This window comes from Streptomyces sp. NPDC001135, from assembly GCF_053598395.1.
This window is the reverse complement of the sequence record NZ_JBSFKD010000032.1, coordinates 1-21,659: the sequence shown is the minus strand read 5'-3', so window position 1 is coordinate 21,659 and position 21,659 is coordinate 1. Positions and strand designations below refer to the sequence as shown.

20 protein-coding genes and 3 pseudogenes are annotated in these 21,659 nt (G+C 69.0%); 11 read left to right on the top strand and 12 right to left on the bottom strand.

The features are described 5' to 3' along the window. Positions 1-37: 37 nt before the first annotated feature. Positions 38-2,062, top strand: a complete 2,025-nt coding sequence (locus ACWC94_RS31610; protein WP_450800704.1) for a hypothetical protein — start codon at positions 38-40, stop codon at positions 2,060-2,062. A 249-nt stretch (positions 2,063-2,311) separates the two neighbouring features. Further along, entirely contained in the window at positions 2,312-2,467 is a 156-nt protein-coding gene (locus ACWC94_RS31605; RefSeq protein WP_450800703.1) for a hypothetical protein, read from the top strand. Between the two features lie 181 nt (positions 2,468-2,648). Here the strand turns inward: ACWC94_RS31605 and ACWC94_RS31600 are convergent, their stop codons facing one another. The 6 genes from ACWC94_RS31600 to ACWC94_RS31575 all read right to left on the bottom strand — a co-directional run bounded on the left by ACWC94_RS31600 (position 2,649) and on the right by ACWC94_RS31575 (position 10,639). After that, on the bottom strand, positions 2,649-3,296 hold the full coding sequence (locus ACWC94_RS31600; RefSeq protein ID WP_450800702.1) for a class I SAM-dependent methyltransferase: 648 nt from the start codon (positions 3,294-3,296) through the stop codon (positions 2,649-2,651). 166 nt (positions 3,297-3,462) lie between these two features. After that, positions 3,463-4,815 carry a hypothetical protein gene (locus ACWC94_RS31595; protein ID WP_450800701.1) on the bottom strand — a complete coding sequence of 451 codons (1,353 nt, stop codon included), beginning with the start codon at positions 4,813-4,815 and terminating at the stop codon, positions 3,463-3,465. Between the two features lie 266 nt (positions 4,816-5,081). Beyond that, complete coding sequence (locus ACWC94_RS31590) at positions 5,082-7,370, bottom strand: NHL domain-containing protein (RefSeq protein ID WP_450800700.1); 2,289 nt, start codon at positions 7,368-7,370, stop codon at positions 5,082-5,084. A 179-nt stretch (positions 7,371-7,549) separates the two neighbouring features. Then, the gene (locus tag ACWC94_RS31585) at positions 7,550-7,819 is read right to left on the bottom strand and encodes a hypothetical protein (protein ID WP_450800699.1); all 270 of its coding nucleotides are present in this window, start codon (positions 7,817-7,819) and stop codon (positions 7,550-7,552) included. A 93-nt stretch (positions 7,820-7,912) separates the two neighbouring features. Continuing rightward, positions 7,913-9,016, bottom strand: coding sequence for a glycosyltransferase (locus ACWC94_RS31580; protein WP_450800698.1), 1,104 nt, complete (start codon positions 9,014-9,016; stop codon positions 7,913-7,915). A gap of 867 nt (positions 9,017-9,883) precedes the next feature. Next, positions 9,884-10,639 (bottom strand): sensor domain-containing protein, encoded by a 756-nt coding sequence (locus ACWC94_RS31575; protein WP_450800697.1) that lies wholly within the window; start codon positions 10,637-10,639, stop codon positions 9,884-9,886. Between the two features lie 174 nt (positions 10,640-10,813). Between ACWC94_RS31575 and ACWC94_RS31570 the strand changes: the two are divergent. Both ACWC94_RS31570 and ACWC94_RS31565 read left to right on the top strand, forming a co-directional pair. Continuing rightward, positions 10,814-10,975 (top strand): annotated as a pseudogene (locus ACWC94_RS31570) (ISAzo13 family transposase); the annotation flags it as partial. After that, positions 10,967-11,590 (top strand): annotated as a pseudogene (locus ACWC94_RS31565) (DUF6368 family protein); the annotation flags it as partial. The pseudogenes ACWC94_RS31570 and ACWC94_RS31565, both read left to right, overlap by 9 nt. A 55-nt stretch (positions 11,591-11,645) precedes the next feature. Here ACWC94_RS31565 and ACWC94_RS31560 read toward each other — a convergent pair. Continuing rightward, positions 11,646-11,853, bottom strand: a pseudogene (locus ACWC94_RS31560) (IS5/IS1182 family transposase); the annotation flags it as partial. A gap of 248 nt (positions 11,854-12,101) precedes the next feature. Between ACWC94_RS31560 and ACWC94_RS31555 the strand changes: the two are divergent. Further along, positions 12,102-12,599 carry a DUF1877 family protein gene (locus ACWC94_RS31555; protein ID WP_450800696.1) on the top strand — a complete coding sequence of 166 codons (498 nt, stop codon included), beginning with the start codon at positions 12,102-12,104 and terminating at the stop codon, positions 12,597-12,599. 482 nt (positions 12,600-13,081) lie between these two features. Continuing rightward, positions 13,082-13,585, top strand: a complete 504-nt coding sequence (locus tag ACWC94_RS31550) for an NUDIX hydrolase (protein WP_450800695.1) — start codon at positions 13,082-13,084, stop codon at positions 13,583-13,585. Positions 13,586-13,874: 289 nt separating this feature from the next. Here the strand turns inward: ACWC94_RS31550 and ACWC94_RS31545 are convergent, their stop codons facing one another. Beyond that, on the bottom strand, positions 13,875-15,002 hold the full coding sequence (locus ACWC94_RS31545) for a serine hydrolase domain-containing protein (RefSeq protein ID WP_450800694.1): 1,128 nt from the start codon (positions 15,000-15,002) through the stop codon (positions 13,875-13,877). Positions 15,003-15,216: 214 nt separating this feature from the next. Here ACWC94_RS31545 and ACWC94_RS31540 point away from each other — a divergent pair, with 214 nt between their 5' ends. Both ACWC94_RS31540 and ACWC94_RS31535 read left to right on the top strand, forming a co-directional pair. Then, positions 15,217-16,371, top strand: a complete 1,155-nt coding sequence (locus ACWC94_RS31540; RefSeq protein WP_450800693.1) for a histidine kinase — start codon at positions 15,217-15,219, stop codon at positions 16,369-16,371. Further along, entirely contained in the window at positions 16,359-17,003 is a 645-nt protein-coding gene (locus ACWC94_RS31535; protein ID WP_450800692.1) for a LuxR C-terminal-related transcriptional regulator, read from the top strand. Before ACWC94_RS31540 ends, ACWC94_RS31535 begins: the two co-directional genes overlap by 13 nt. Before the next feature lie 10 nt (positions 17,004-17,013). Here the strand turns inward: ACWC94_RS31535 and ACWC94_RS31530 are convergent, their stop codons facing one another. Continuing rightward, the gene (locus ACWC94_RS31530) at positions 17,014-17,142 is read right to left on the bottom strand and encodes a hypothetical protein (protein WP_450800691.1); all 129 of its coding nucleotides are present in this window, start codon (positions 17,140-17,142) and stop codon (positions 17,014-17,016) included. A 555-nt stretch (positions 17,143-17,697) separates the two neighbouring features. Between ACWC94_RS31530 and ACWC94_RS31525 the strand changes: the two genes are divergently transcribed. After that, positions 17,698-18,276 carry an AMIN-like domain-containing (lipo)protein gene (locus ACWC94_RS31525; RefSeq protein WP_450800690.1) on the top strand — a complete coding sequence of 193 codons (579 nt, stop codon included), beginning with the start codon at positions 17,698-17,700 and terminating at the stop codon, positions 18,274-18,276. A gap of 162 nt (positions 18,277-18,438) precedes the next feature. Here ACWC94_RS31525 and ACWC94_RS31520 read toward each other — a convergent pair whose 3' ends face one another. Further along, the gene (locus ACWC94_RS31520; protein ID WP_450800689.1) at positions 18,439-18,567 is read right to left on the bottom strand and encodes a hypothetical protein; all 129 of its coding nucleotides are present in this window, start codon (positions 18,565-18,567) and stop codon (positions 18,439-18,441) included. Further along, the gene (locus tag ACWC94_RS31515; RefSeq protein ID WP_450800688.1) at positions 18,568-18,921 is read right to left on the bottom strand and encodes an acyl-CoA thioesterase domain-containing protein; all 354 of its coding nucleotides are present in this window, start codon (positions 18,919-18,921) and stop codon (positions 18,568-18,570) included. A 376-nt stretch (positions 18,922-19,297) separates the two neighbouring features. Between ACWC94_RS31515 and ACWC94_RS31510 the strand changes: the two genes are divergently transcribed. Further along, positions 19,298-19,651, top strand: a complete 354-nt coding sequence (locus ACWC94_RS31510) for a hypothetical protein (RefSeq protein WP_450800686.1) — start codon at positions 19,298-19,300, stop codon at positions 19,649-19,651. A 465-nt stretch (positions 19,652-20,116) separates the two neighbouring features. Here ACWC94_RS31510 and ACWC94_RS31505 read toward each other — a convergent pair whose 3' ends face one another. Beyond that, entirely contained in the window at positions 20,117-20,725 is a 609-nt protein-coding gene (locus ACWC94_RS31505; protein WP_450800684.1) for a DJ-1/PfpI family protein, read from the bottom strand. 440 nt (positions 20,726-21,165) lie between these two features. Here ACWC94_RS31505 and ACWC94_RS31500 point away from each other — a divergent pair. Next, positions 21,166-21,659: DUF5707 domain-containing protein (locus ACWC94_RS31500; protein WP_450800683.1), on the top strand; the 494-nt coding region annotated here is incomplete at its 3' end.

Here is a 21,659-nt window from a genome sequence, read left to right as displayed (position 1 = left end):
TACCCATGGAGCGTTCGAGTGCGGTACGGGGGACGGGATGACGGCAGGGGAGCTGCTGACGGCGCGGGCTGAGGTCGTGACCCTGGACGATCACCGCGTGGGCGCTGCGCTGGACGGACTCGTGGACGGCTCGGGGTACTGGAGCGGCAAGGGGGCGCTGGCCGGTATCGAGCAGACGGGGCGTTACCTGGCCGGGACGTGGAAGCCGGCCAGGCCTGACGAGGGTCCGGGAAGGGCAGGGGAGGGATCCTGGGCACGGTTCATCGGGCGTATCGGCGCCGTGGCATTGCGCGCCGCTGCGGAGCCCACGCGCGATGAGCGGCGCCAGCGTCTGCTCGCGCTGCTGGAGATCTGGGCGGACAGCCCCTTCGCCGATCCGCGGGCCCGGATGCGCACTGGTCTGGTGCGGGTGGCCGAGGGAGCCCCCGCGGCCGTCCGGGACGAGCGAGGGGCGGCCGTCGCGGTCGGCTGGGCCGCGGGCGGGCTGCGGAAGTTCGTCGACCTGCGGACGGGGGAGGGGGATCCGCCGAGCCTGGGGGTGATCGAGGAGGTGAGCGACGTGCCGCGCGGGGGATGGGGCAGCGCCGAGCAGGTGCGCCGACTGGTGGACCTCGTCCGGGAGCGCGGACCGGTGCCATGGGACCTCGACGCGGTGACCGTGCTGAGGGACGGCACGGGGATGGGGCGAGCAGCGGCGTCCTTCGCGCTGGCGGGAATGCTCGCGTGCGGATATGTCCCGCGCCTCGACGACAAGGAGCGGAAGATTCACCGGCTCAAGATGGCCGAGATCGAGGACGGCGTCCGCGAGCCCGGCCGGATGGGCTCGCTGGACCGCCTTGAGCTGGTGGCGGACGTGCTGCCCGAGGACCCCGCCGAGCTGTGGGAGCCGCAGGGCATGCGCGCGGTGGCGGAGCGGATCGCGCAGGCGTGGCGGGGGCGGTACGGCCGGCGGACCGTGGTCCCGGAGCGCACCTTCAGCGCGGTCATCGAGCTGCATCTGTCCCGGCTGTCGGCGGGCCGCTTCTGCGCGGCATTCACCGACCACGCCGCGATACGCGGTCTCGGCTCGAACCTCGACACCTGGATCCGGAACAGTGACTTCCGACCCTTCCCGACCGCCGAAGGCTGGGGCCTCGTCGATTTCGAGGGCACCCTGCGTGCCGTCGTCCCGAACCTCTTCTGGGTCTACGCGGAGCTTCCCGCAGGTGACCCGGTACGCGCCGGAGCCCCCGGCCTGGTACGCGCGCTGCAGGAGCGATTGAACCACCCGGGCCTGCTGCTGGACGCCGGCAGTCTCAGCCACGCCGTGGGGCGTACGGCCGCCGATGTGCACGACCGGTTCGGCTCGCGTCCCTATACCGGCCCGGAGCCGCTGGATGTCGCGAGCATCGATGACGGGCTGACCGTGGTCGTGGACGGCACCGTCGACCGCAGGGGCGCACGGTCCCAGCCCGAGCTGTACTTCCGTCCGGCGTTCTACGGGGACGACGACCGTTCCCGGACGCTGCTGGCGGCCCGGGCGGGCTCCCGCTACGACCCCGAGGTCGAGATGGTCGAGTGGCTGCGCGGGTCGGCATGCGCGCGCATCGTCGAGAGGATCGAGAGCGCTGCGCTTCCGTCGGGGTCGTACGAGACGAATCCGGTACTCTCCGCGCCCGGCGTGGTGGGCCAGGTCGTCGGCGAACTCGGCATCGACGAGGACGCGGCAGCGCTCTATCTGCAGTTGCTGACCCTGCGCGCGCCGAGTGACCGGAACATCCGCATGTGGAACGGCTGGAAGGCCGCCCGGCACCAGAAGGCCGGCGCCGTGCTGGTCGAGCGCGGCCTGGTCGTCGAGGACAAGCGCGCCCGAGCGGGCCGCCGGCTCTTCCTGCCGGGAGAGTGGATCCACGCAGACAAGCCCTACCAGCCCATGGAGGCATGGAAGGCGGAACTGCTCGGGGTGGAGCGCTCCTACAACGGCCGACTGGAGAACCCGCTCCCACTTCCCAGCCGCACCCTGCCCGAGCTGTTCGCCCAGGCGTGGGAGCTGGTCCAGGGGGCACGGGAGCCCTCGCCGTAAGAACTCCGGTGGCAGGCAGCGCGCTTGGGCCGAGTTGCTTTGGCGCGCTCAGCAGCTCGACGCGGTGGACGGATACCGATCCCACCCATGCCTCCATCGACGTGCCACCGTACGACCAGGCGTCGACGTACGCCTACCCGAAGGCCTTCACGGCCGCCTTCTCCTGGACCGAGTGCTTCGGATGACGCGAAGCGGAGCGTCTGTCCTCGGCGCATGCTGCCCACTTGGGTGTCGTCGACGAGAACCGCGGTGCTCATCCGACCCCGCATCACCGTCGAGCACGCCGCCCTCGCCGACCACCAACGCTGGAAACAACTCAAGCGCTGGCCCCCCCGACGCGATCGCCTGGCCGAGACCTACCGAGCCATCGCCGGACTCGTCTCCGTCCGCACCGTCATGACTTGAAAACGGGCGCGAGCAGGGCGAACACACTTCACCCGCCATCACGCACCAATTCGTTCGGACGGTGACTCGTCCAGGACCCTTGTGCGTCTTGGGTGCAGCCTCGGCCCCGGGACGGCCGTCGACACACCGTCTCGGCGGGCGTGACCCTTGGGCTTCGCTGGGCAGCGGCATGACCGGCTGGTCAGTCCTTGTTCAGCACCCACTTGTAGTCATAGATGTTCAGGGGCAGGCCGTTTGTGTCGCTGAACTCACGTACTGCGCGCATCACGCCCGGCCAGTTGTTACTGAAGTCGTCGCCGATCATGACCCCGCCCTCACGAACCAGCGGCCAGTAGTGCTCAATGTCGGTGAGAACGTCTCGGTACTCGTGTCCGGCATCGATGTAGGCGAGGTCGCACTGAATGCTGTGATGCGCAAGGATCTTCGCGGCATGGGTACTCGTGCACGCAAAGGGGGTGATGACGTTCTCCAGGCTGTCGTGCAGGACGTTGAACAGGAACTGGTAGTAGAACTGAGGGTGGCCGAACTCCAGCTGCAGTTGGGACTTCCCCTGCGGTGTGATCCAGTGCTCCACGCTTCCGAGGAAGCTGTCGACGCACACGATCTCGCAGTCCACTCCGAGACGCTGCACAAGCTTGCCCATGTGCAGCGCGGACGCCCCCTTCCACGTGCCGACCTCTACGATCAGGCCAGGGGCGAGCCGTTCGATCTCCTGGGCGAAGACCGGATGATCCGATCCCCATCCTTGCGGGTCGTAGGACATTCCCTGTCCGTCGAAGCCAGCATAGGGAGAGGTGCTGTGTAACAGGGTTTGGACATTCTTGGCCATCAGGGCTCCTTGGCACTTGGGTCTGTGACACTGGGCAGCTGTGTTGCATCCGGCTGATCTGTGACCGCGTCTTCCTCGGCGGACATTGTCGGGGGTGATCGTGGTGTGGGCCGGACGGGGGCGGTACACGGGGCACCGCCCCCCTTTTTTTTGGTGCGTTGGTCGGTCAGTTCGTGCGTGTGATGATGACGGTGTCCTGTGCGGTGGCGAAGGCGGGTTGGCCGAGCTGGATGCCGACGGGTGCTCGTCCGGCCGGTGCGGTGGCCTCGACCTCCATGGCCGGGTAGACCGACACCCAGGCGTCCTTGCCGGGTCCGCTGGGTACGAGGTCCAGCGGCACGGCCGGGCAGGTGAGGGTACGGCGGTCTGCCGAGAGCACTCCCTGGGCGACGGGCTCGTGGGTTTCGTCCTCCCAGCGGGTGAAGGCGACCCGGTCCTCGATGAACAGCAGCCCCTCAGGGGCGGTGAAAACGGCCTTGACGGTGCCGATGGTGCGCTGGCCGGTGTTGCGGATGACGAAGGCCGGGTAGAGCCAGCGTTCCTGGCCCGCGGTTGCCGTCAGGGTCTGTGTCTTGATGGTGGCGCGCAGTCCGGTGTCGATGCTGGCCGGTGCCTTGTACCGGTAGTAGACGCTGCCGAGCTGGAAGGCGTCCTCCGGCTTGGCTTCGTCCCAGCGCAGGCTGCTGGGCGAGCCGTCGGGGTCGGCGGACTGCGGCCAGACGAGGAAGCGGTAGTAGCCCGGTTTGTCACCGAGCTGGCGCAGGTCGATCGGGGGCAGGGTGACCTTGCGGCCGGTGCCGCTGTCCTTGTGTCCTTCGGCCTTCTGCAGCTGGGGGGTCGGGGTGTAGTGCGAGGGCGTTCCGTCCTCGTGGACGAGCTGGTAGTAGACGTGGTCGCTGTTGCTGCTGGGCACGCCCCTCTCGCCCTGGCGCAGGTTGACCAGGTCGATGATGAACTTGTCCCCGGGGATACGCCCGTTGTCCGACACGTAGCCGAAGCCGGCCTGGCTGTTGGGCGTGCCGCCCCAGCCTGTGTCGTAGGGCAGCCGGACGAAGGGCCGGCCGACCTTCTCGGGGTCGCTGGTCTGCCAGGCGCCGGCCAGGACCTCGATCTCCGGGTTCGCCGTGCGGACCTCGCCGGTGTCGAGGGTGACGTCGACGCGGATCTGGTACGTGCGGCTGTAGGCGGGGCGGGGGTCCGCGTCGACATTGAGGTCGCCGCGCAGGGTGAAGGTGATCAGGTCGGCGTCGTCGAGGAAGGTGAGGTCGATGACCTCGTACTCTTCGCCGGTACCGCCCTGGCCGCGCTTGAGCTCGGTCGTGCCTTGGGACGCCTGCCCGTTGCCGTAGTAGGAGTACTTGATGTCCTTGATCTTCACCCCGACGGGGACGCGGATGCGGCCGTCGTAGCGGAACTCGCTGTCCCAGACGGCGAAGCGGTTGGCGTAGCCGAGGGTCCGGATGCCGGTACCTTCGGGATCGAGCGGTGGGCAGTTCTGGGGCGTCGTAGGAGTGTTCATGCGTGTGCTTGCCTTCCCTCCGGGAGTAGGCGCGGGCGGCGTGGTGCCGGGGCCCCGCGGGGCTCCGGCACCGTGATGGCGGTGGGGCTGTCGGCCCGGGGGCGGCGGACCGCCTTCCACGTAGAGGTGTCTTCGGCCGTGGCCGGCGACTGTGGCGATGAGGCCGCCATCGGGCCTCATGCGGGTCCGGTGACGGTGGCGGGATGTGCTGTGGCGATGGCTCGTTCGAGTGGCATCGCGCCGCACCGCCTGGGTCCTTGGGGGTGTTATGCCTCGATGGTGACGGTGGCGTTGCCGGTCGCGAAGGCGGGGTTGCCGATGCGGATGCCGACGCGTACGGCGCCGGTCGCGGCGTCGGCTTGGACTTCCATCTCGGGGTAGATGGCGGCCCATTTGCCGGGGTCCAGGTCGAGGGCGGCGTCCCGGAGGGTCAGGGTCCGGTTGCCGTCGGAGCGTTGGCCGGTGAGTTCGGTTTCGTACGTCGCCCCTTCGCGGGACATCATGACCCGGTTCTCGGTGAACCACAGGCCTTCGGGGGCGGTGAGGACGATGTCCGCAGGGCCGATGCGTGTGCGCCCGGTGTTGGTCAGGGTGAGCACGACCGGGTAGACCCATTGCTGGCCGGGCCTCACCCGCGCCTTCTCCAGTTGGGTCTGGACGATACGGGCGCTGTGCCCGGCGGCGGCGCCGGTGACCTTGGCCAGGATCTGCACGGGGGCGCGCTGGCCGATGCTGGCGGAGCCGTCGCTTGCGAGGCCGGGGGTGGCGTCGGGCTGGGCGCGCAGGCCGATGCTGTAGACGAGGGTGCCGGCGTCGGTGGGGGTGGTGTTCAGGTGCGGGTTGTCGCGGATGATCAGGGTGCGGCCGGAGTCGTAGATCTCGTGTTGCAGGTCGCCGGTGATGGCGCCCTGGACGGTGTCGGGGTAGGTGTAGGTGGGCCGGCCGGTGAAGGTGAAGCCGGTGGGGGCGGTGAAGCGCTGGGTGATGATGCCGGGGTTGACGGGCTGGCCGACGGGTGAGACGTAGCGCAGGAGGACGCGGGCGGACTGTCCGGGTGCGGCCTCGGGGATGTTCTCCTGGTAGATGGTCAGGGCCCGCTCGTCGGCGGTCGGTTCGGGGACGACGACGGTGACGGGCAGGGTGAAGCTGTTGTCCTTGAGGTTGAGGTCGCCGCCGTACTGGATCTCCAGCGTGGACTCGTACGTGCCCGGTTTGGTGGTGTCCGTGGCGCGGACGCGGAAGACGCCGTCCAGCGAGCCTTTGTTGGGGGCCAGGTCGGTGCCGGGGAAGGTGCGGGTCAGGCGCCGTCCGTTGTTCTCCTGGGCGCTCTCCAGGCCGTCGGCCAGGGTGAGGACCACTGTGATGTGTTCTCCGCTGGCGATGGCGGGGCCGCGGTTGTGGACCCGGGCACCGAGGTCGAATTCCTGGCGGCGGGGGACCGTGACCGGGAGGATGACTTCGCCGTACAGGTCGGCGATGGGAGGGGGCGGCGGGGTCACGGTCGCCGCTGCGAACACCTTCCGCACGCGATGGTTCGCAGCGTCACCGATGTACAGGTCGCCGGAGGGGGCGACGGCCACTCCGTAGGGGTAGTAGAGCCGTTCGCCCACCGCCGGTCCTCCGTCGGCGACGTAGCCGGCGATGCCGGTACCTGCGGCGGTGGTGATGATCCCGTTGGGTGTCACCTTGCGGACACGGTGGTTGTGGCCGTCGCCGATGTAGAGGTTCCCGGCCCCGTCCACGGCCACGTGTGAGGGGTAGTGCAGAGACGTGGCGACGGCGGGTCCTCCGTCGGCGACGTAGCCGGCGATGCCGTTGCCTGCAACGGTGGTGATGACGCCGTGGGGTGTCACCTTGCGGACACGGTGGTTGTAGCGGTCGCCGATGTAGAGGTTCCCGTCCTGGTCCACCGCCACTCCCCAGGGGTAGTGGAGTTTGGTGGCGACGGCGGGGCCGCCGTCGGAGACGAAGCCGGCCTGGCCGTTGCCGGCGACGGTGGTGATGATGCCGTTGGGTGTCACCTTGCGGACGCGGTGGTTGTAGTAGTCGGCGATGTAGAGGTTTCCCTCCCTGTCCACCGCCACCCCGATCGGGTAGTGGAGTTTGGTGGCGACGGCGGGGCCGCCGTCGGAGACGAATCCGGCCTGGCCGTTGCCTGCGACGGTGGTGATGGTCCCGTTGGGTGTCACCTTGCGGACACGGTGGTTGGAGTACTCGGCGATGTAGAGGTTCCCCGCCCCGTCCACCGCCACGCCATAGGGGCTGCCGAGTTTGGTGGCGACGGCGGGGCCGCCGTCGGAGACGAATCCGGCCTGGCCGTTGCCTGCGACGGTGGTGATGGTCCCGTTGGGTGTCACCTTGCGGACACGGTGGTTGCTGACATCGGCGATGTAGAGGTTCCCCGCCCCGTCCACCGCCACGCCATAGGGGTTGTAGAGCTTGGTGCCGACAGCCGGACCGCCGTCCGCGACGAAGCCGGCCTCACCGTTGCCCGCTGCTGTGATGATCGTGCCGTCCGGGAAGGTCGCTGTGGCGGCGGCTCTGTTGGTTGTCATCGTTGTTCCTCCTGTTGTGGTGCGGGGCGCGGCGTCGGCCGGAGTTCCGGTGAAGGCGGGCCCCGGGCTGTTACGACCGCGCTCGAGCTGTGCCCGACGCGCGGAGTGTGAAGGGGTCGGCAATGCGCGGGAGGCGGCTGCCGTGGCGCTCGGTGCGGCGGCGTCCCAGGGCGCCGGGGTCAGGGGACCTCCACCCAGGCGTCGGTCGCGTTCCGCTCTCGCGGCAGCCACAGAGCCAGGCGGTCCGAGGTGACCTGGACTGGCCTGCCGGCGAGGACCCCGTCGGTACGGCGCCGCGGGAGCAGCTTGCACACGGACACCCCGGCCATGAGCAGGGTGGTGGCGGCCACGACCGTGGCGAGGGTGTCGAAGCCCGAGCGGCGCCGGGAGGCGAGCGTGGATGCCCCGCCGGCTCCCAGGGCACTGGCCAGTGGTACGCCTGCGTACACGAATCTCCCGTCTCTTCTCCCGCCTGTCATCCCGCCGGCATCGGCTCTCTGGGGCGGCTATCCGGGGCGGCGTCCTCGGCAGCGCGGGTCGTCTCAAGTCGCGCACCAGCGCTCCTCGCGCCGCCGGGCCATGTCCCACAGGGAGCGGACGTACACCGCGTGCTGGAACAGGTCGTAGACCAGCTCGACGGCGAGCGTGCCCGCGAGCAGCTGGGACTTCAGGCCCGTACCGCGGGCGGTGACGACCTTCTCCGCGACGAAGACCAGGCCGACGGCGACCCAGAACGGCGAGAACTCCGGGCGGCCGCGGGCCAGCATCCAGGCGGTGAAGACGAGATACACCGCCAGGGCCAGCACGGACAGCCCCATGAGCGCCTGGCGCACGAAGTACGGGGCGGTGACTCTCGTCCAGCCGTAGTCCCGCAGGTTCTCCAGGGCTCCGCGCTGCCAGCGCATCCGCTGGTGCCACAACTTGGGCACGGTGGTCATCACCTCGGTGACCACCCGGCAGCCGGCGGGCGAGACGGTGCGGTAGCCGATGGTGCGCACGGCCTTGGTGATCTCGTCGTCCTCGGTGAGCGAGGCCAGGGAGTAGTACGACGTTCCGCCACCGATGAGACCGTCCAGGCGGGCCTGCCGGACCTGCCGCAGGGTGGAGACCCGGAACACGGTCGCGGTCCCGGTGAGCACATCGGCCCGGTAGCCGCGCCGGGCGATCTCCCTCGCGTAGCGCTGGAACTCGATCCGCTGCAGGACGCCGAGCAGGCCGCCGCCGGGCTCGCCGTAGAAGATCCCGCCGACCGCCCCCACATCCGATGCCATCGCCTCGACGGCGCTGGCCACGAACGAGGGGACCAGGGTGGTGTCGGCGTCCTGGAGCAGGACGAGGTCGTCGCCGGCCAGCCCGAGCAGAACCTGGTCCAGAGCCTGGTTGAGCGCCCCGGCCTTCTTGTGGCGGTTGCCCGCGGACTCCACCACCGTCGCCCCGGCCCGCCGGGCGTTGTCCGCGGTGGCGTCGGTGCAGTTGTCGGCCACCACGACAATCCGTTCCGGCACCCGGCTCTGCGCCCACAGGGCCGCGATGGCCGCGCCGATGCGGTCGGCCTCGTTGTGCGCGGGGATCAGCGCGACGATGCGGCGCACCGCTGCACTGCCGGCAGATGGCCGCACGCGGGCATGATGCGCGCGTCTTCGCATAACCGTGCTCTCCTGACCGTGCGCCCGCATCACCGCGCGCACGAAGGGACTGCGCCTACAGAAGGGACTGAGCCTTCAAAGGGCGCGGTATACAGGGACAAGGGCCCGACGGGCGGGCTGTCACAACAGGTCGCCCCTCGGCTCCCCGGCCGCAGCCATGCCGGTGCCCTATGCATCTCTCGGTGGGTGGTATCGAGCAAACTGCCAGACGGAATTTCCTCCGGCATATGCATCTCTTCCACTAGGACACCCTGCGCCAGGACTCCTCACCCGGCTGGGGGATGAGCTGCCGAAGCACGAGCGGGGTGAGTTTCTCGCTCCGGCGCACTTCCTCCGGCAGTACGCGCCCTGCATTCGGGTTAGCCCTGGCCAAGGCAGCGCTTACGCCGACGCGGCGTGCTGAGTAGGAGGACGAGCACCCGATCGCCTTCCGTACGGTCAGAAGACGTCGGCCTTCGTCCGGGCGGGCTCCGGGTTTCGCACGCCGGCGCGGTCTCGATGCCCAACGTGGGATCACCGGTAGCCCGCCGGTACGCACTCCAAGCGCCGCCTGAAGCGTGGCACGTGGCGCCGGCAGCAGTGACCCGGGGCATCGAAGAGCCCTCAACGAGGTGTGCACAGCCGCCTTGGCGCGCTCACCGCGCCCCGCCCTCGCCACACCGCCCTGCGCCGCCGCCTGCTGCTCTTGAGGCCTGCGCGGCAAGGGAAGAAGGGTTTCCCTTCACGACCTGCGCACCGGAAGCGCGCCACATGGCAGTACGGGCCTCAGGTCGGCTGAGGGGTGCGGCAGATCGGAGCCGACGGGGATCACCGTCAGGTGCACCGGATCTGCTTCGGTCTTCCGGTGATCGGGCAGAAGGCCATGCGTCAACCGGTCTGCGGCGCGGGAGCATCTGCGGCGCGTTCCTCTTCGTGGCGGAGTTCGGTCGCCGCCCGCTTCCCCGTCTGCCGGAGCAGCTTGATCGGGTCGGGACTACTTGTCGCGTTTACGCTCACCACGACGGTGCCCACGCGTATCAGTTCCGTAGCCCATGGCTGGGCCTTGCCGCCATTGAGTCTCCATGACTCCTGGAACGCTGTGGAGTCGTCACCTGTGAGCGGGATCGGCAGACTGGCTATCTCCTCGAAGGAGAAGGAGTAGTCGCGGAGCCGGTAGCGAAGGTTGGAGCAGTGCTTTATGGAGGTCCGTGCGTCGGTGATGACTCGCTCAGCCTCCCGGGCACTGGAGTAACTGATCGCCGCGCTCACCAACTGGACCGTACGGTCGGTAGTGGTGAGGGTGTATCCCTTGTCGACCTCATGCAGCCCGTGATAGTAAGAGCCGCTCGTCAGCTGGGCGTTGAGGAAGGTGGTGCACTCGGGGCCGCCCGCATCCGCCTTGTAGCTGATGCTCAGCACACCTGTGTGGTCGTTCCTCGGCGCGCGTTTGAGCAGAGGGAAGTCTGCGTCGGAGAAGGCGACCACGTTGAGCTGCTTCTCGCTCAGGACAACGGCTTGCGCCCTGGGGTCGAGGCTCTCGGCCTTGCCCTTCGGCTGTCCGGCGGAATGCGACGCCACGGAGTGGACCTTCGCCCCCGACCCGCCACACGCGGCCGTGACGCCCAGCGTCATGGTCACTGCCACGGCACACACCGTGCGTCGGACCGCGTTCACATGTACCCCCTGTGATCCCACCCTGTCGGCAGCGGAATATAGCAGCGCTCAGGCTCTCACTTGGTATGTCCAGCGGGGCATGTGCGGAGCCATGCGGCTGGGACCGCACGGGAGGCCCAGGTCAGCGCGACGACGGTCCGCTAGGTGGAGGCCGGCGAGGAGCCTCTGGGCCGGGCACGCAGGCCCGGTGCCGGTCGGAAGAAGACCGCGGACCTTGATCCACGTCTGCGCCCCGAGCTGCTGGCACTGGTGGAACCAGACGAGCGGGGCGATCCCATGTCGCCGCCGCGTTGGACGGTGAACACTCCGCAGCGGAGCGGACGCCGGGGCCAGCAGGCCTGCGCCCACCAGCACGGCCCCGCACACCAACGCCGTGGGCTGCCCGATCGGAAGCGCGGGCAGGTTCCCAGAACCCTGGACGGGGAGGGCCCGAACCCACGCGGTGGTAGAGGATCGCAGCGGTTTGGGTGGCGTCTTCGCCGCAGCCTACGTCCGAACATCCGACGCGGGGCTCATCTGCGGGCACTGAAGTTAGCCGCAGGCCAGGGCGTTTCTGCGTGTGAGGAGACGAGGCGGCGCTGCTGGAATGTGCCGGGCTTTCCCTACTGGTGCCACTTCGACGAGAAGCGGCCCGGGTTCTTCGACGTCAACGTGCCCGCAGAGCGCCCGGGCGTCGAGGACAGGCGCGAGGAGGACTGGCGAAAGCCGTTCCCGCTTCCACTCCTCGGTACCACCTCCGCGAACGAGGAGCTCACGGCCCTGGTGGGATTCAATCCGCAGCGCGAGGACTGGCGTCGGCCCTTCCTGGTCTACTTGATGGGGCCGGGTGTGGGCGACGAGAGCATCTTCGAGGCTGAGCACGCGGACCGGGTCGAGGTGGAGGCCGTCCTCGGCTTCAGGCCGACCCATGCCGTCAATGTCAGCGCCGGCTGCAGTCGCGAGATCGACCACGTGGCCACGGCTCTGATGACTGCCGTGGTCCCAGCTGCCGCATGGTCAGGTGCGTGCGGTAGTACACCGCGACCATCAGCATCCGCTCGACCAATGGCAATGACCACGGCCGACCCCGGAGCGTGCCGTTGCCGCCCTGCTCCCGTACCACCTTCAACAGACCGGGAACTGTGTCATCCGCAGCCCCGTGAACGTCTCCCCCCACACCCGCTAGCACGTAAGACACCGGCCATACCAGGGAGACGCTCAGCTCAAGGCCTTGTGCGACACCCTTTTGGGCCTGTTGCGAAAGTGTCGTACGGATGTGTGCCTCTCCGCAGCGGTCGAGCTCGACGACACACGGCGCTCGGGTGTCGGAGGGTGTCCTGGCAGCGCCGGGCATCCCGGCGTTAGGAGACGGGCACCTCGCCGTCAGTGCCGTCGAGTAAGTTCTGTCCGTTCGGCCCGACAGGCGGGCCGCCGAACTCGAGGACTCGTCGCTGTGAGCATCCACATGCACATGCGCTCCGTCGCGGAATCCGAGATCCGGGACGACCACACCTGGCTTGCGGCGTTCATGTGGGAGGCTTGGGAGAACCACCCCGCCGAGTACGCAGCGGGCATCGCCGACTCGATCGACAAGGTCTGGGGTGCCGTCAACGACCTCTACGCCGCTGCCGCTGTCCTCGATGCGGATGCCGGCGAGCTCTGGACGTTGCCGATTTACGGCGGGCGCTCCGTGGCACACAGCGCCGACGCCGACCCCTCCAACCCGCCCCTGGGGATTCTGGAACCGCCTGGGGTGTCACAGGCCGCAGGCTTCCTCGCGAGTGTCTCTTTCGACGAGCTATGGAACGTCGCCAGTGCCAAGCTCGTCTGGTCCGGCTGGGACGAGGCACAGGTCAGGCAGGAGTTCCTCGACTGTCACAGGCGCCTGAAAGGGTTCTACGGGCGGGCGGCTACAGCAGGCCACGCCGTGGTCAGGGCGGTGTGGGCCTGAGACGTGGTCGCGTGCCGGTCACAGCCATTCGTTGATGGCGGCGACCACTCCACCCCGGCTCGCTCTAACCGTCCAAAGGACCGTGCCCCCGACAGCAGCCGACGGTATCCGTCCCTCGGGGCGGGGAACGTGCGGCTGTCCAGTAGTACTCCGGTTGCGGTGACGACCGCGGCTGCGTGGACATCCTTAACACGCCCACCCGCCCGGCGGCAGCATGAGCCGCCTCAGACAACGGTCGGCAGATCAGACGCAAGGCACCAGGGCCAGTGCACCAGGGCCATGGGATGACGTGGCGGATGCTGCGCGTTCGCAGACAAGCCCGTATGGTGCGGTTGCTGTACGCCTTGTCCCGTACCGGCCGGTGCTCACCGGCGGCAACGGCTCCAGTTGCGCCCACTGCCTGTCCCGAAAGATCTCCCCGCCCCATCATGCTCCGGACAACTCTCCAGGCCGGCGGCCGGACACGGTCCTACAGTGATGGCATGCCAGGCGATCAGCACCGCGTGTTCACGGACGACGGCGTCGAGTTCCCGGTCCCCGCCGACGGCGAGGTATGGGCAGTTGGCGCGGTCATCCTCAACCGGGACGGCAAGGCCTTCGCTCAGAAACGTAGCCCCCGCCGGCGGCTGTTTCCTGACTGCTGGGACATCGTGGGCGGCCACGTCGAGCCCGGCGAATCCCTGCTGGAGGCCCTCGCCCGCGAGGTGGAAGAGGAGACCGGCTGGCGCCTGCGCCGTGTCCGGCGCCTTTTCGGGATCACCACCTGGACCGGCGACGACGGGGACGGAACGCGGCACGAGGCCGACTACCTCGTCGAGGTCGACGGCGACTTGGACCACCCCGCCCTGGAATGGTCCAAGCACACCGCCTACGACTGGTTCGGCCCCGACGACATCGCCCGCCTCAAGGAGAACCGAGCCCCCGGCGAATACCTCATCCACGACCTGATCGCGAAGGCCCTACAAGAACGCCCGGACAGCCCCTAGAGCTGCGTCGGTATGGCCTGCCGTCGGAGGAAGCGCAGGTCGACGGCCACCGGCGGTCGCACCCGGGATACCGGGGATCGGCCGGCGCCGCAGGAAGCAACGGCGTCTTCGCCAACTCAGGGGCGGCGCGCCAGGCGGACTGCTTCGTGTGCGGACTCGCGGGTGCGAGGGTGCCCCGGGCCGGGCCGTGCGCCGCCTACCGGCCGTGTTCTGTGCTCCCGCCGGCCTTGACGGTGTCAGTGCGCCTTCCGCCTGGCAGACGGCGAAGGGCGTGTGGTCGCTGCGCCCGTCAGTCCGTTGTACGGTCGGCGTTCCGTGTCGTGCACAGGGCGTGGTCGACCAGCTTGCTCTCGGCCTGTTCCACGCGCAGGACGTCGTTCCCCGATTCGGCGAGTACGCCCGACAACGAGACCGTGACGCTGCGCCGGCCGTCGGCGGTGACGCCGACGGCGCTGATCCAGCCGGCGTCGCCGCCTTCATGACCCCAGTACCTGCCGCCGCACGACAGCGGGCGTGAGAAGAGCCCCAGCCCGTCACGTGCGCCCGGCATGAGCGGTTCGAAGTCCCTGCCGACCGGAATGGTCTGTTTCATCTGCGCCAGCTGCGTCGGGGGCAGGAGTCGGCCGCCGAGCAGGACGCGGAAGAATCGGTTGAGATCGACGGTCGTGGAGACGAGTCCGGCCTCTCCGTTGGTGCCCGGGCCGACCTGCTCGGTGACGTTCACGAGTGGTTCCCCGGGCTGGAACCTCTGGTACGTCTCGGCATGTGGCTGGGGCAGTACGGGTGAAGTACCCGGCCAGAAGGTGTGCTTGAGGCCGAGCGGCCGGACGATCCGATCCTGAACCTCCTCATGCCAGGGGTGTCCGGTGGCCCGCTGGATGATCATGCCGAGCAGGACGTAGCCGGTGTTGGAGTAACTCCAGTTCGTGCCGGGCTGGAAGTTCGGGTGGTGGTGCATCGCGCGGGCAACGGTCTGCTCGGGCTTGTAGGTGTCGTATCGGTGCCGGTTGAAGTTCCCCGCCGAGGTGTAGTCGGGGTAGTCGTCGTGGATGCCGCTGGTGTGCTGGAGGAGTTGGCGGATGGTGATCGCGTGGCCGTCATTGCCGTTCCCGGACACCACGCCGGGCAGCCATCGCTCAACCGTGTCGTCCAGGGAGAGCCTGCCGTCGCCGGCCAATTGCAGGATCACGGTGGCTACGAACGTCTTGGTGACACTGGCGATCCGGAAGTAGCCATTCCCAGGAACCGGCCGCCGGGTCGTCAGATCGGCGATGCCGCTGGTGGCGGTCAGGTTCCGGTCGTCAGGGGTGACCAGGCGGGCCTGCACGCCTCTCACGCCGAGTGCGGTGATCGCATCGGCGTCGCGCCGGAGCTGCGTTTGGTCGTTGTTCTGTCGGGCGGCGCTCGTGCCGGACATGCAACCGGTGGAAAGTGCTCCGGCCACGATGGCGGCCAGGGCCAGGCGTCGCCGGATGGATCGGCCGCGCCGCCGCATGGAATGAACCGGGGGTCTCGTCATGGGCGTTGACGCTAGGTCTGGTGGGGGAAGCGGACGATACAGCTCACCAGTCAGAAAAAGGGGTAGGGGGCTGTAGTGCCAGGCTCTGTCGCGATGGTTCAGACTTGTGCGGATGAACCACCATGGGGCCAGCCGGCTTTCGGCGATGTGGCGCGGTCTGGGCTATGTACTGGGAAGCCTGTTCACCGCTGCTGTCGCCCTGTTCGCGCTGCCCGTACTCATCGTCCCGAAGATGGCCCGCGCCTGGGCGTCCTGGCATCGTCACCGCGCCGACCGGTTGCTGCTCTCTTCGCGCTCTGGTCCCGTCCGCGTCGGTACGTGGCGTGTTCTCGGGTGGCTGTGCACATACATCGTGATCAGCCTGGCGTTCGGGCTCGTCGTGGTGCTGTGCGCCGGCAACGCAGTGGCCACGGCCGTCACGGTGCCGTTGTGGTGGGCGTTGCCCGCCGGCACCCGCGCGGGCGGCTTCGCCGCCGGTGTTCCCTTGTCCGGGTGGGGTACGGCGCTGACCCTGGGGACCGCGCAGTTCGTCGTCTTCGCCGCCCTGACCTACTGGCTGGTTCCGCTGCTGGCGCGCCTGCACGCCCGGATCTGTGTCGCGTTGCTGTCGCCCTCCGCTGCGGAGCGGTTGGCGCAGCGTGTGGAGACGCTGGCCGAGACGCGAGCCGATGCGATGAAGGCGCACGGCGCGGAACTCCGCCGGATCGAACGTGACCTGCACGACGGCACCCAGGCTCGGCTGGTGGCCATCGCGATGCGGCTGGGCGCGGCCCGTGAGTCGCTGAGCGAGGACCCGGTGCTGGTGGCCAGACTCCTGCGGGAAGCGCATGAGAGTACCGAGGAGGCCATGGCAGAGCTTCGAGAGGTGATCCGGACCATGTACCCGCCCATCCTCGCCGATCGCGGACTCGCCGGGGCGCTGACCGCCCTGGGGACCCGATCGGCAATCGACACCACCCTCGACATCGGCGACCTCGGCCCGATCCCCGCCGCGGTAGAGGCCGTGGCCTACTTCACGATCGCCGAGGCGCTCACCAACGCTGCCAAGCACAGCCAGGCCACCCGGACCACCGTCCGCGTGACACGCGTGGGTGACCAGCTGTCGATCGAGGTGACCGACGACGGGATGGGCGGCGCCGACGAGACGCTGGGTACCGGCATCGCTGGAATCCGCCATCGCGTCCTGGCGCTCGACGGCGCTGTAAGCGTTCACAGCCCTGGCGGTGGCCCGACCACGATCACTGTGAGCCTGCCGTGCGGGTCGTGATCGCTGAAGACAACGTCCTGCTGTCCAGTGGGCTGGAACTCCTGCTGACGGCCCGGGGCTTTGACGTCGCCGCGATTGCCCAGGACGCCCCCGGCTTCGTCGCCGCCGTCACCGAACACCGGCCCGATGTCACCATCGTCGACGTGCGGCTACCGCCGACCTTCCGCGACGAGGGGATCCACGCCGCCCTCCACGCTCGCCGGCAGCGTCCCGGCCTGCCCGTGCTCGTACTCTCCCAGTATGTCGAGCAGCAGTACGCCAGCGAGCTGATCTCCGATGGACGCGGCGGCGTCGGCTACCTCCTCAAGGACAGGGTGAGCCGAGTCAGCGAGTTCATCGACGCCCTGCGGCGAGTCGCCGACGGCTGCACCGTCATGGACCCCGAAGTGATCGCGCAACTCCTCACGCGTCCCGCCCACGACCCGATCGCCGACCTCACACGACGCGAACGCCAAGTGCTCGCCCTGATGGCCGAGGGAAAGGACAACGCCACCATCGCGGCCCGGCTTGTCATCACCGAGAACGCCGTCCACAAACACATCGGCAACATCTTCGCCAAGCTCGGCCTCTCGCCAGCCGACAGCGGCCACCGCCGCGTCCTTGCAGTCCTCACCTACCTCAGCCGCCAGTGAGCCCTGTTTGTCACTCTTCGCGGCCTGGCCCGGCGGCCACTTGCCGCCGGCTCGGCGACCAGGCCGGCCACCCGGCCACCTGGCCGACCGCCGTCTGCAGGTCGGCGCCCTCGGCGACCAGGCCGTAGAGCGCGTTCACGTGGCCGCCGGCGAAGTGCTCGGCACGGAAGGAGAACAGGTCGTTGGGGTACAGCAGGTGCTCCGCGTAGAGACAGTGCAGTGGGCGCAGTTTTTCAAGCGTCCCGTCGTCCAGTCGACACAGGCTGCATGCTCGGTGTGAACGTAGTAGACCCAGGCGGCCAGGCTCTGGCCGAGACGCACCCGGGTGCAGGAGCCGAGGTCCAGCTCCGCCCCGGCAGCGCGCGAGGCCGCCTCGGTGAAGCAGCCGCGGCTGAAGTCCACGACGGCGGCGGCCAGCCGGAACCGTTGCCGCTCCGACTTCCGGGTGCGGTGGGATCGCGCAGCCGCCACCCGCCCTCGTCGGTCGGTGTGTGCCAGGACGGAGCGACCACCCGCACCGCGTCTCCCCTTCAGCTCGGTGCCGACCACGCCCTAGATGACGACCACCTGCTCGCCCGCCTGGAAACCTCAGTAACGGCGAGCTCCCCGTCGCCGGGCATGCAACCATTGACCATTCCTCTGTGTCTCACCCCATAACAGCATGACGATTTACCAAAGGGGAAAAGGGGACATCATGCGACGAATGAGGGCAACGATTGTGGCGCTCGCTGTGGCGGGTGCCGGGCTGGGGGTGGCGACGACGGCCGCGGACGCCGCGACGGCAGCCCCTTCCCGTGTCGCGGCCTGCCCGACCGGCTGGGGCAGCGGTGCGAAGGGCGGCGTCGCCACCGGAACCGTTCCACTGAAGAACATCAGGACCGGTCGGCATGACTGCTTCGACCGCATGGTCTTCGACGTTCCCGGCGGTGGCGGTTCCATCGGCTACTACGTCAGGTACGTCGACCGGCTGTCCCAGAACGCCTCCGGCCGATACATCCCGGTCCGTGGCGGGGCCGTACTCGACGTCCATATCGGCGCGCCTGCTTACGCCCCGGCCAATGGCGCGCCCACCTACCCGGGACAGGTGGGCCGCCCCCTTCCCGGCGTGAACATCACCGGGTACCGCACCTTCAAGGACACCCGGTTCGCCGGCAGTTTCGAAGGGGAGACGCAGATCGGTATCGGCATCCGCGCCCGCCTGCCGTTCCGGGTGATCCAAGTGCGCGACCACCTGGTGGTCGACGTGGCGCACAACTGGACGGGCAGCCGCTGACCGCCTGATCGACCGCGGTTGCGGCACAACGGAGGAGCCGGCCGGTGGGCGCTGCCCGTGGGAGCGGGCAGCGCCCACGTCGGCCCGTCGTCGGCGGGCACAGCTCGGTCATCCTGCGGCGGGCTGTGCGCTACGGGGAAAGAACCGGCCGTGTCCGCTTCCTCAGCCGCGCGCGACCAGGTGCAGGGTCTGGGTACGGCGGCCGAGCGGGCCCATCTCGTCGTGCAGGGCGGACTCGGCGAGCCCCATCCCGCGCCGTCCACTACCGTCCGGGTGTCCGGGCAGACCCACTCACCGTCGGGTGCCGGTGCGGGCTGAAGGTGAGATCAGTGTTCGCATCACCTTCTCGCCGCCATCGGGCGTCAGACCGACCGCCACGAGCTCGACGCTGCGCCCGGCGCGCAGCACCCGCGTGGACACGCTCAGCGGCTGTATCGGGACGGGCCGCGTGATCTCGACCGTGGGCCGGGCGACACGCATGTCCGGCCGTCCACCCGGTCGTTGCCCAGCGGCCCGCCCGAGGAGTGCGGCCGGCGGACCGGCGTGCCGGGAGTCCACGTCCCAGGGTCCCGGGGTGTAGGCGGTGGGGAGGAACCGGTCCTGGGCCTCCCGCTCGTAGAAGGCCCCGGCTTGCGACGTCGACACGACTGTCCCTCCACGGCACAGGACTACCGACGTGAACGCATTACTAAGCGCCTGTACATCGCACATCCTACGACTGACGGTGCCGTCCGCGTCAGCGGTCCGGGGGTGGGTCCTGCGGGATCCGGTGTAGCCGGGGCAGTGTCCTGCCGTACACGGCGCACGCGTCGAAGCCATGACCGACCGAGTGACGCGGCGATCTGGGCGCACAGGCGTGAAACACGCCCACACCGCGCTTCCGCGCGCTCTTCGCCCGGATTGCCTTCGGCGGGACGATTCCGAAGCCACCGCGACAGGCGGCCCTGGCCACGCGTGTGCCACGGGCCGGGACCGTCAGCGGTGGGACGGCCGGTCGTACACGCGAGTGGGAGGGCCGGTCATGCAGGACGAGGGCGACGGGAACGGCGAACACGGCGAGAAGAAGGAGCAGAACATGGCTGTGGTGATGTGCCTGAGCTGGGCCGGGGTGACCCCGGAGCAGTACGACACGGTGCGCGACGCGGTGGACTGGGAGGAAAACGCCCCGGCGGGGGCTCAGATCCACGTGGCGTGGTTCGACGCCCAAGGGCTCCACGTCGTCGACGTCTGGGAGTCGGAACACTCCTTCCAGACCTTCTTCACCGAGCGACTGGCACCCGCGGTCGAGAAGGCAGGCATCAGCGGCACACCCGACAGCGCGTTCTCTCCGCTGCACAGGCGCTTCATCGCCTCAGGAGTCAGCGGCGCCGCGTGAACGGTTCAGGTGGCCAGGGGCAACTGAGCGCCGCCGACGATGAGTTGCCCTTGGCCGCCGCCGGTTCCGCTGCTCCGCGTGCGCGTGCCTTGGCACGAGGCACGGCCGCGGGACGGCTGCCCGAGGCCGGGGACACGTCTCCGGCCTCGCTGGTGATCCAAGACTGGTCGCCCGCGCTGCGGGCACGGCGAGGTCGGGCAGCGCTGCCACGTGTCCACCGCGACAGTGGAGCCGCACCGACAGCCACCAGTGCAGCGCTTCCCTGACATCCACGACTCACGTCGATGACGCCGCACAGGTAGCGTCCCCCATATTCTCAGCGGGTTGGCGTAAGGCGGGGCGATGGCACCAGGACCGACCGACCCCCGCATCCTGCGGGCACCGCCGCGAGACACGCAGCCCCCTTGACTCGCCTGTCGAGACCGCGTCGACCCGGCTATTTACCGGAGGCTGAGTCCCGGGGCGTCAGCACAAAGCAATCTCGCCTGCGTGGACAGCACGCATGGCGCGCTCGACGGTTTCCTGGTTTTCACCGACCGGAGCCACATAGTCGATGACGTCGCGCGCGGCGTCCGCCCCGAGCATCCGGCTGATCACCCAGGCGGCGAGGTACTGTGACGCGAGGCAGCCGCCCGCCGTGGCAATGTTCCCCTCGGCATAAAACGGCGCGTCCAGCACGGTGACGTCGCAGGCCTCGACAAAGGGCCGGCTCTTCATGTCCGTACAGGCAGGCATGCCCTTCAGCAGCCCGAGCCGCGCGAGCACCAGCGCGCCGGAGCACTGCGCGCCGATCAGCTGTCGCGAGGCGTCCAGCGGCAGCCTGGAGATCAGCCGGTCGTCAGCGACTACGTCCCGTGTCTTCACCCCGCTGCCGATCAGCACGACATCGGCTTCGGTCACGAACTCCATCGGGCGCTGACCGGTTACCTCAACGCCGTTCATGGACGTGACGACCGGCGTCGGTGTCGTGATGAAGGCCTCCAACCCGTCCTTTCGGCACCGGTTGATCAGCGCGGAGGCGATGAAGCTGTCGAGCTCGTTGAATCCATCAAAGGTGACGACGGCTACCTGCATGGCATCTCCTCAAAGTACGGCACTGGAGGCGCAGGTTCTCAGGCGCGCTGTGCGCAGGTCGCGGGCCAATTCGCCATCGGTGGCTCATCTCTCGGCTACGGCAGCTGCAGACAGCTGCTGCTGAGCTCTCGATCGCGGTGTGGTGTCGGCGTAGGCGTGCCAACGGCGGTGGCAGAGGCGGGCGCGGTGTGGGGGAGGGGCACGCGCGCGCGGGTCTCCGGGGAGGGATCGAGGGAGCCCCGCATCTCGTCGTGGCTCGAAAGAATCTGTACGATGCGTGCGCCCATGGGCTCTTGTCGGGAAACGTCCCGCCGGGGGCCCTTCTTCTCACCGTGGGGATGTACATGCGCATACGCGCTTCGGTCGCCGCTCTGTCCGGCGCTCTGGTTCTCTCTTCGGCTCTGGTGATTCCCGCCGCCGCCCAGGCGCACGCGGGGCCTATGACCAGTGACGACACGACGATCACGAAGGTCGTCGTCAACGGCGGCAAGGACATCGTCCTCGGCACCTCCGCCAAGAAGTCGTTCACCGCCACGGTGACCGCGGCCGACCCGGACGGCGTCACCGGCGGCTGGGTCGCCCTGTGGCACGGCACCTCCTTCGACGACCAGGGCAGGGACGGCGCTCTGATGCCCGCCGAGCAGGGATCGGGCTCCTGCGTGGCGGCCGATGCCCAGACGTCGACGTGCACGGTCCACTTCACCGTGGATCCGAAGGCCGACATGACCAAGAACGCCTATGCAGGTACCTGGCACGCGTACGCCATCGCGTACGGCCTCCCGAGCGGTTCAACCAGTGACGGATACGCGGGCTCCGTGCACATCAAGCGCAACACCACGCTGTCAATCCCCTCGCGCCGTGGAGAGCTTTCAAGCGGCCAACTCCACGGTGGGGTCGGCCTGGCGGTCTTGTTCGTAGTCGATTGGGCTCCGGT

What these genes read in the sequence shown, in the direction of transcription:
- ACWC94_RS31610 (WP_450800704.1), top strand. Translation starts at nt 38, where the DNA reads ATGACGGCAGGGGAGCTGCTGACGGCGCGGGCTGAGGTCGTGACCCTG.
- ACWC94_RS31600 (WP_450800702.1), bottom strand. Translation starts at nt 3,296, where the DNA reads ATGGCCAAGAATGTCCAAACCCTGTTACACAGCACCTCTCCCTATGCT.
- ACWC94_RS31595 (WP_450800701.1), bottom strand. Translation starts at nt 4,815, where the DNA reads ATGAACACTCCTACGACGCCCCAGAACTGCCCACCGCTCGATCCCGAA.
- ACWC94_RS31590 (WP_450800700.1), bottom strand. Translation starts at nt 7,370, where the DNA reads ATGACAACCAACAGAGCCGCCGCCACAGCGACCTTCCCGGACGGCACG.
- ACWC94_RS31580 (WP_450800698.1), bottom strand. Translation starts at nt 9,016, where the DNA reads ATGCGAAGACGCGCGCATCATGCCCGCGTGCGGCCATCTGCCGGCAGT.
- ACWC94_RS31550 (WP_450800695.1), top strand. Translation starts at nt 13,082, where the DNA reads ATGCCAGGCGATCAGCACCGCGTGTTCACGGACGACGGCGTCGAGTTC.
- ACWC94_RS31545 (WP_450800694.1), bottom strand. Translation starts at nt 15,002, where the DNA reads ATGTCCGGCACGAGCGCCGCCCGACAGAACAACGACCAAACGCAGCTC.
- ACWC94_RS31540 (WP_450800693.1), top strand. Translation starts at nt 15,217, where the DNA reads ATGAACCACCATGGGGCCAGCCGGCTTTCGGCGATGTGGCGCGGTCTG.
- ACWC94_RS31525 (WP_450800690.1), top strand. Translation starts at nt 17,698, where the DNA reads ATGCGACGAATGAGGGCAACGATTGTGGCGCTCGCTGTGGCGGGTGCC.
- ACWC94_RS31510 (WP_450800686.1), top strand. Translation starts at nt 19,298, where the DNA reads ATGCAGGACGAGGGCGACGGGAACGGCGAACACGGCGAGAAGAAGGAG.
- ACWC94_RS31505 (WP_450800684.1), bottom strand. Translation starts at nt 20,725, where the DNA reads ATGCAGGTAGCCGTCGTCACCTTTGATGGATTCAACGAGCTCGACAGC.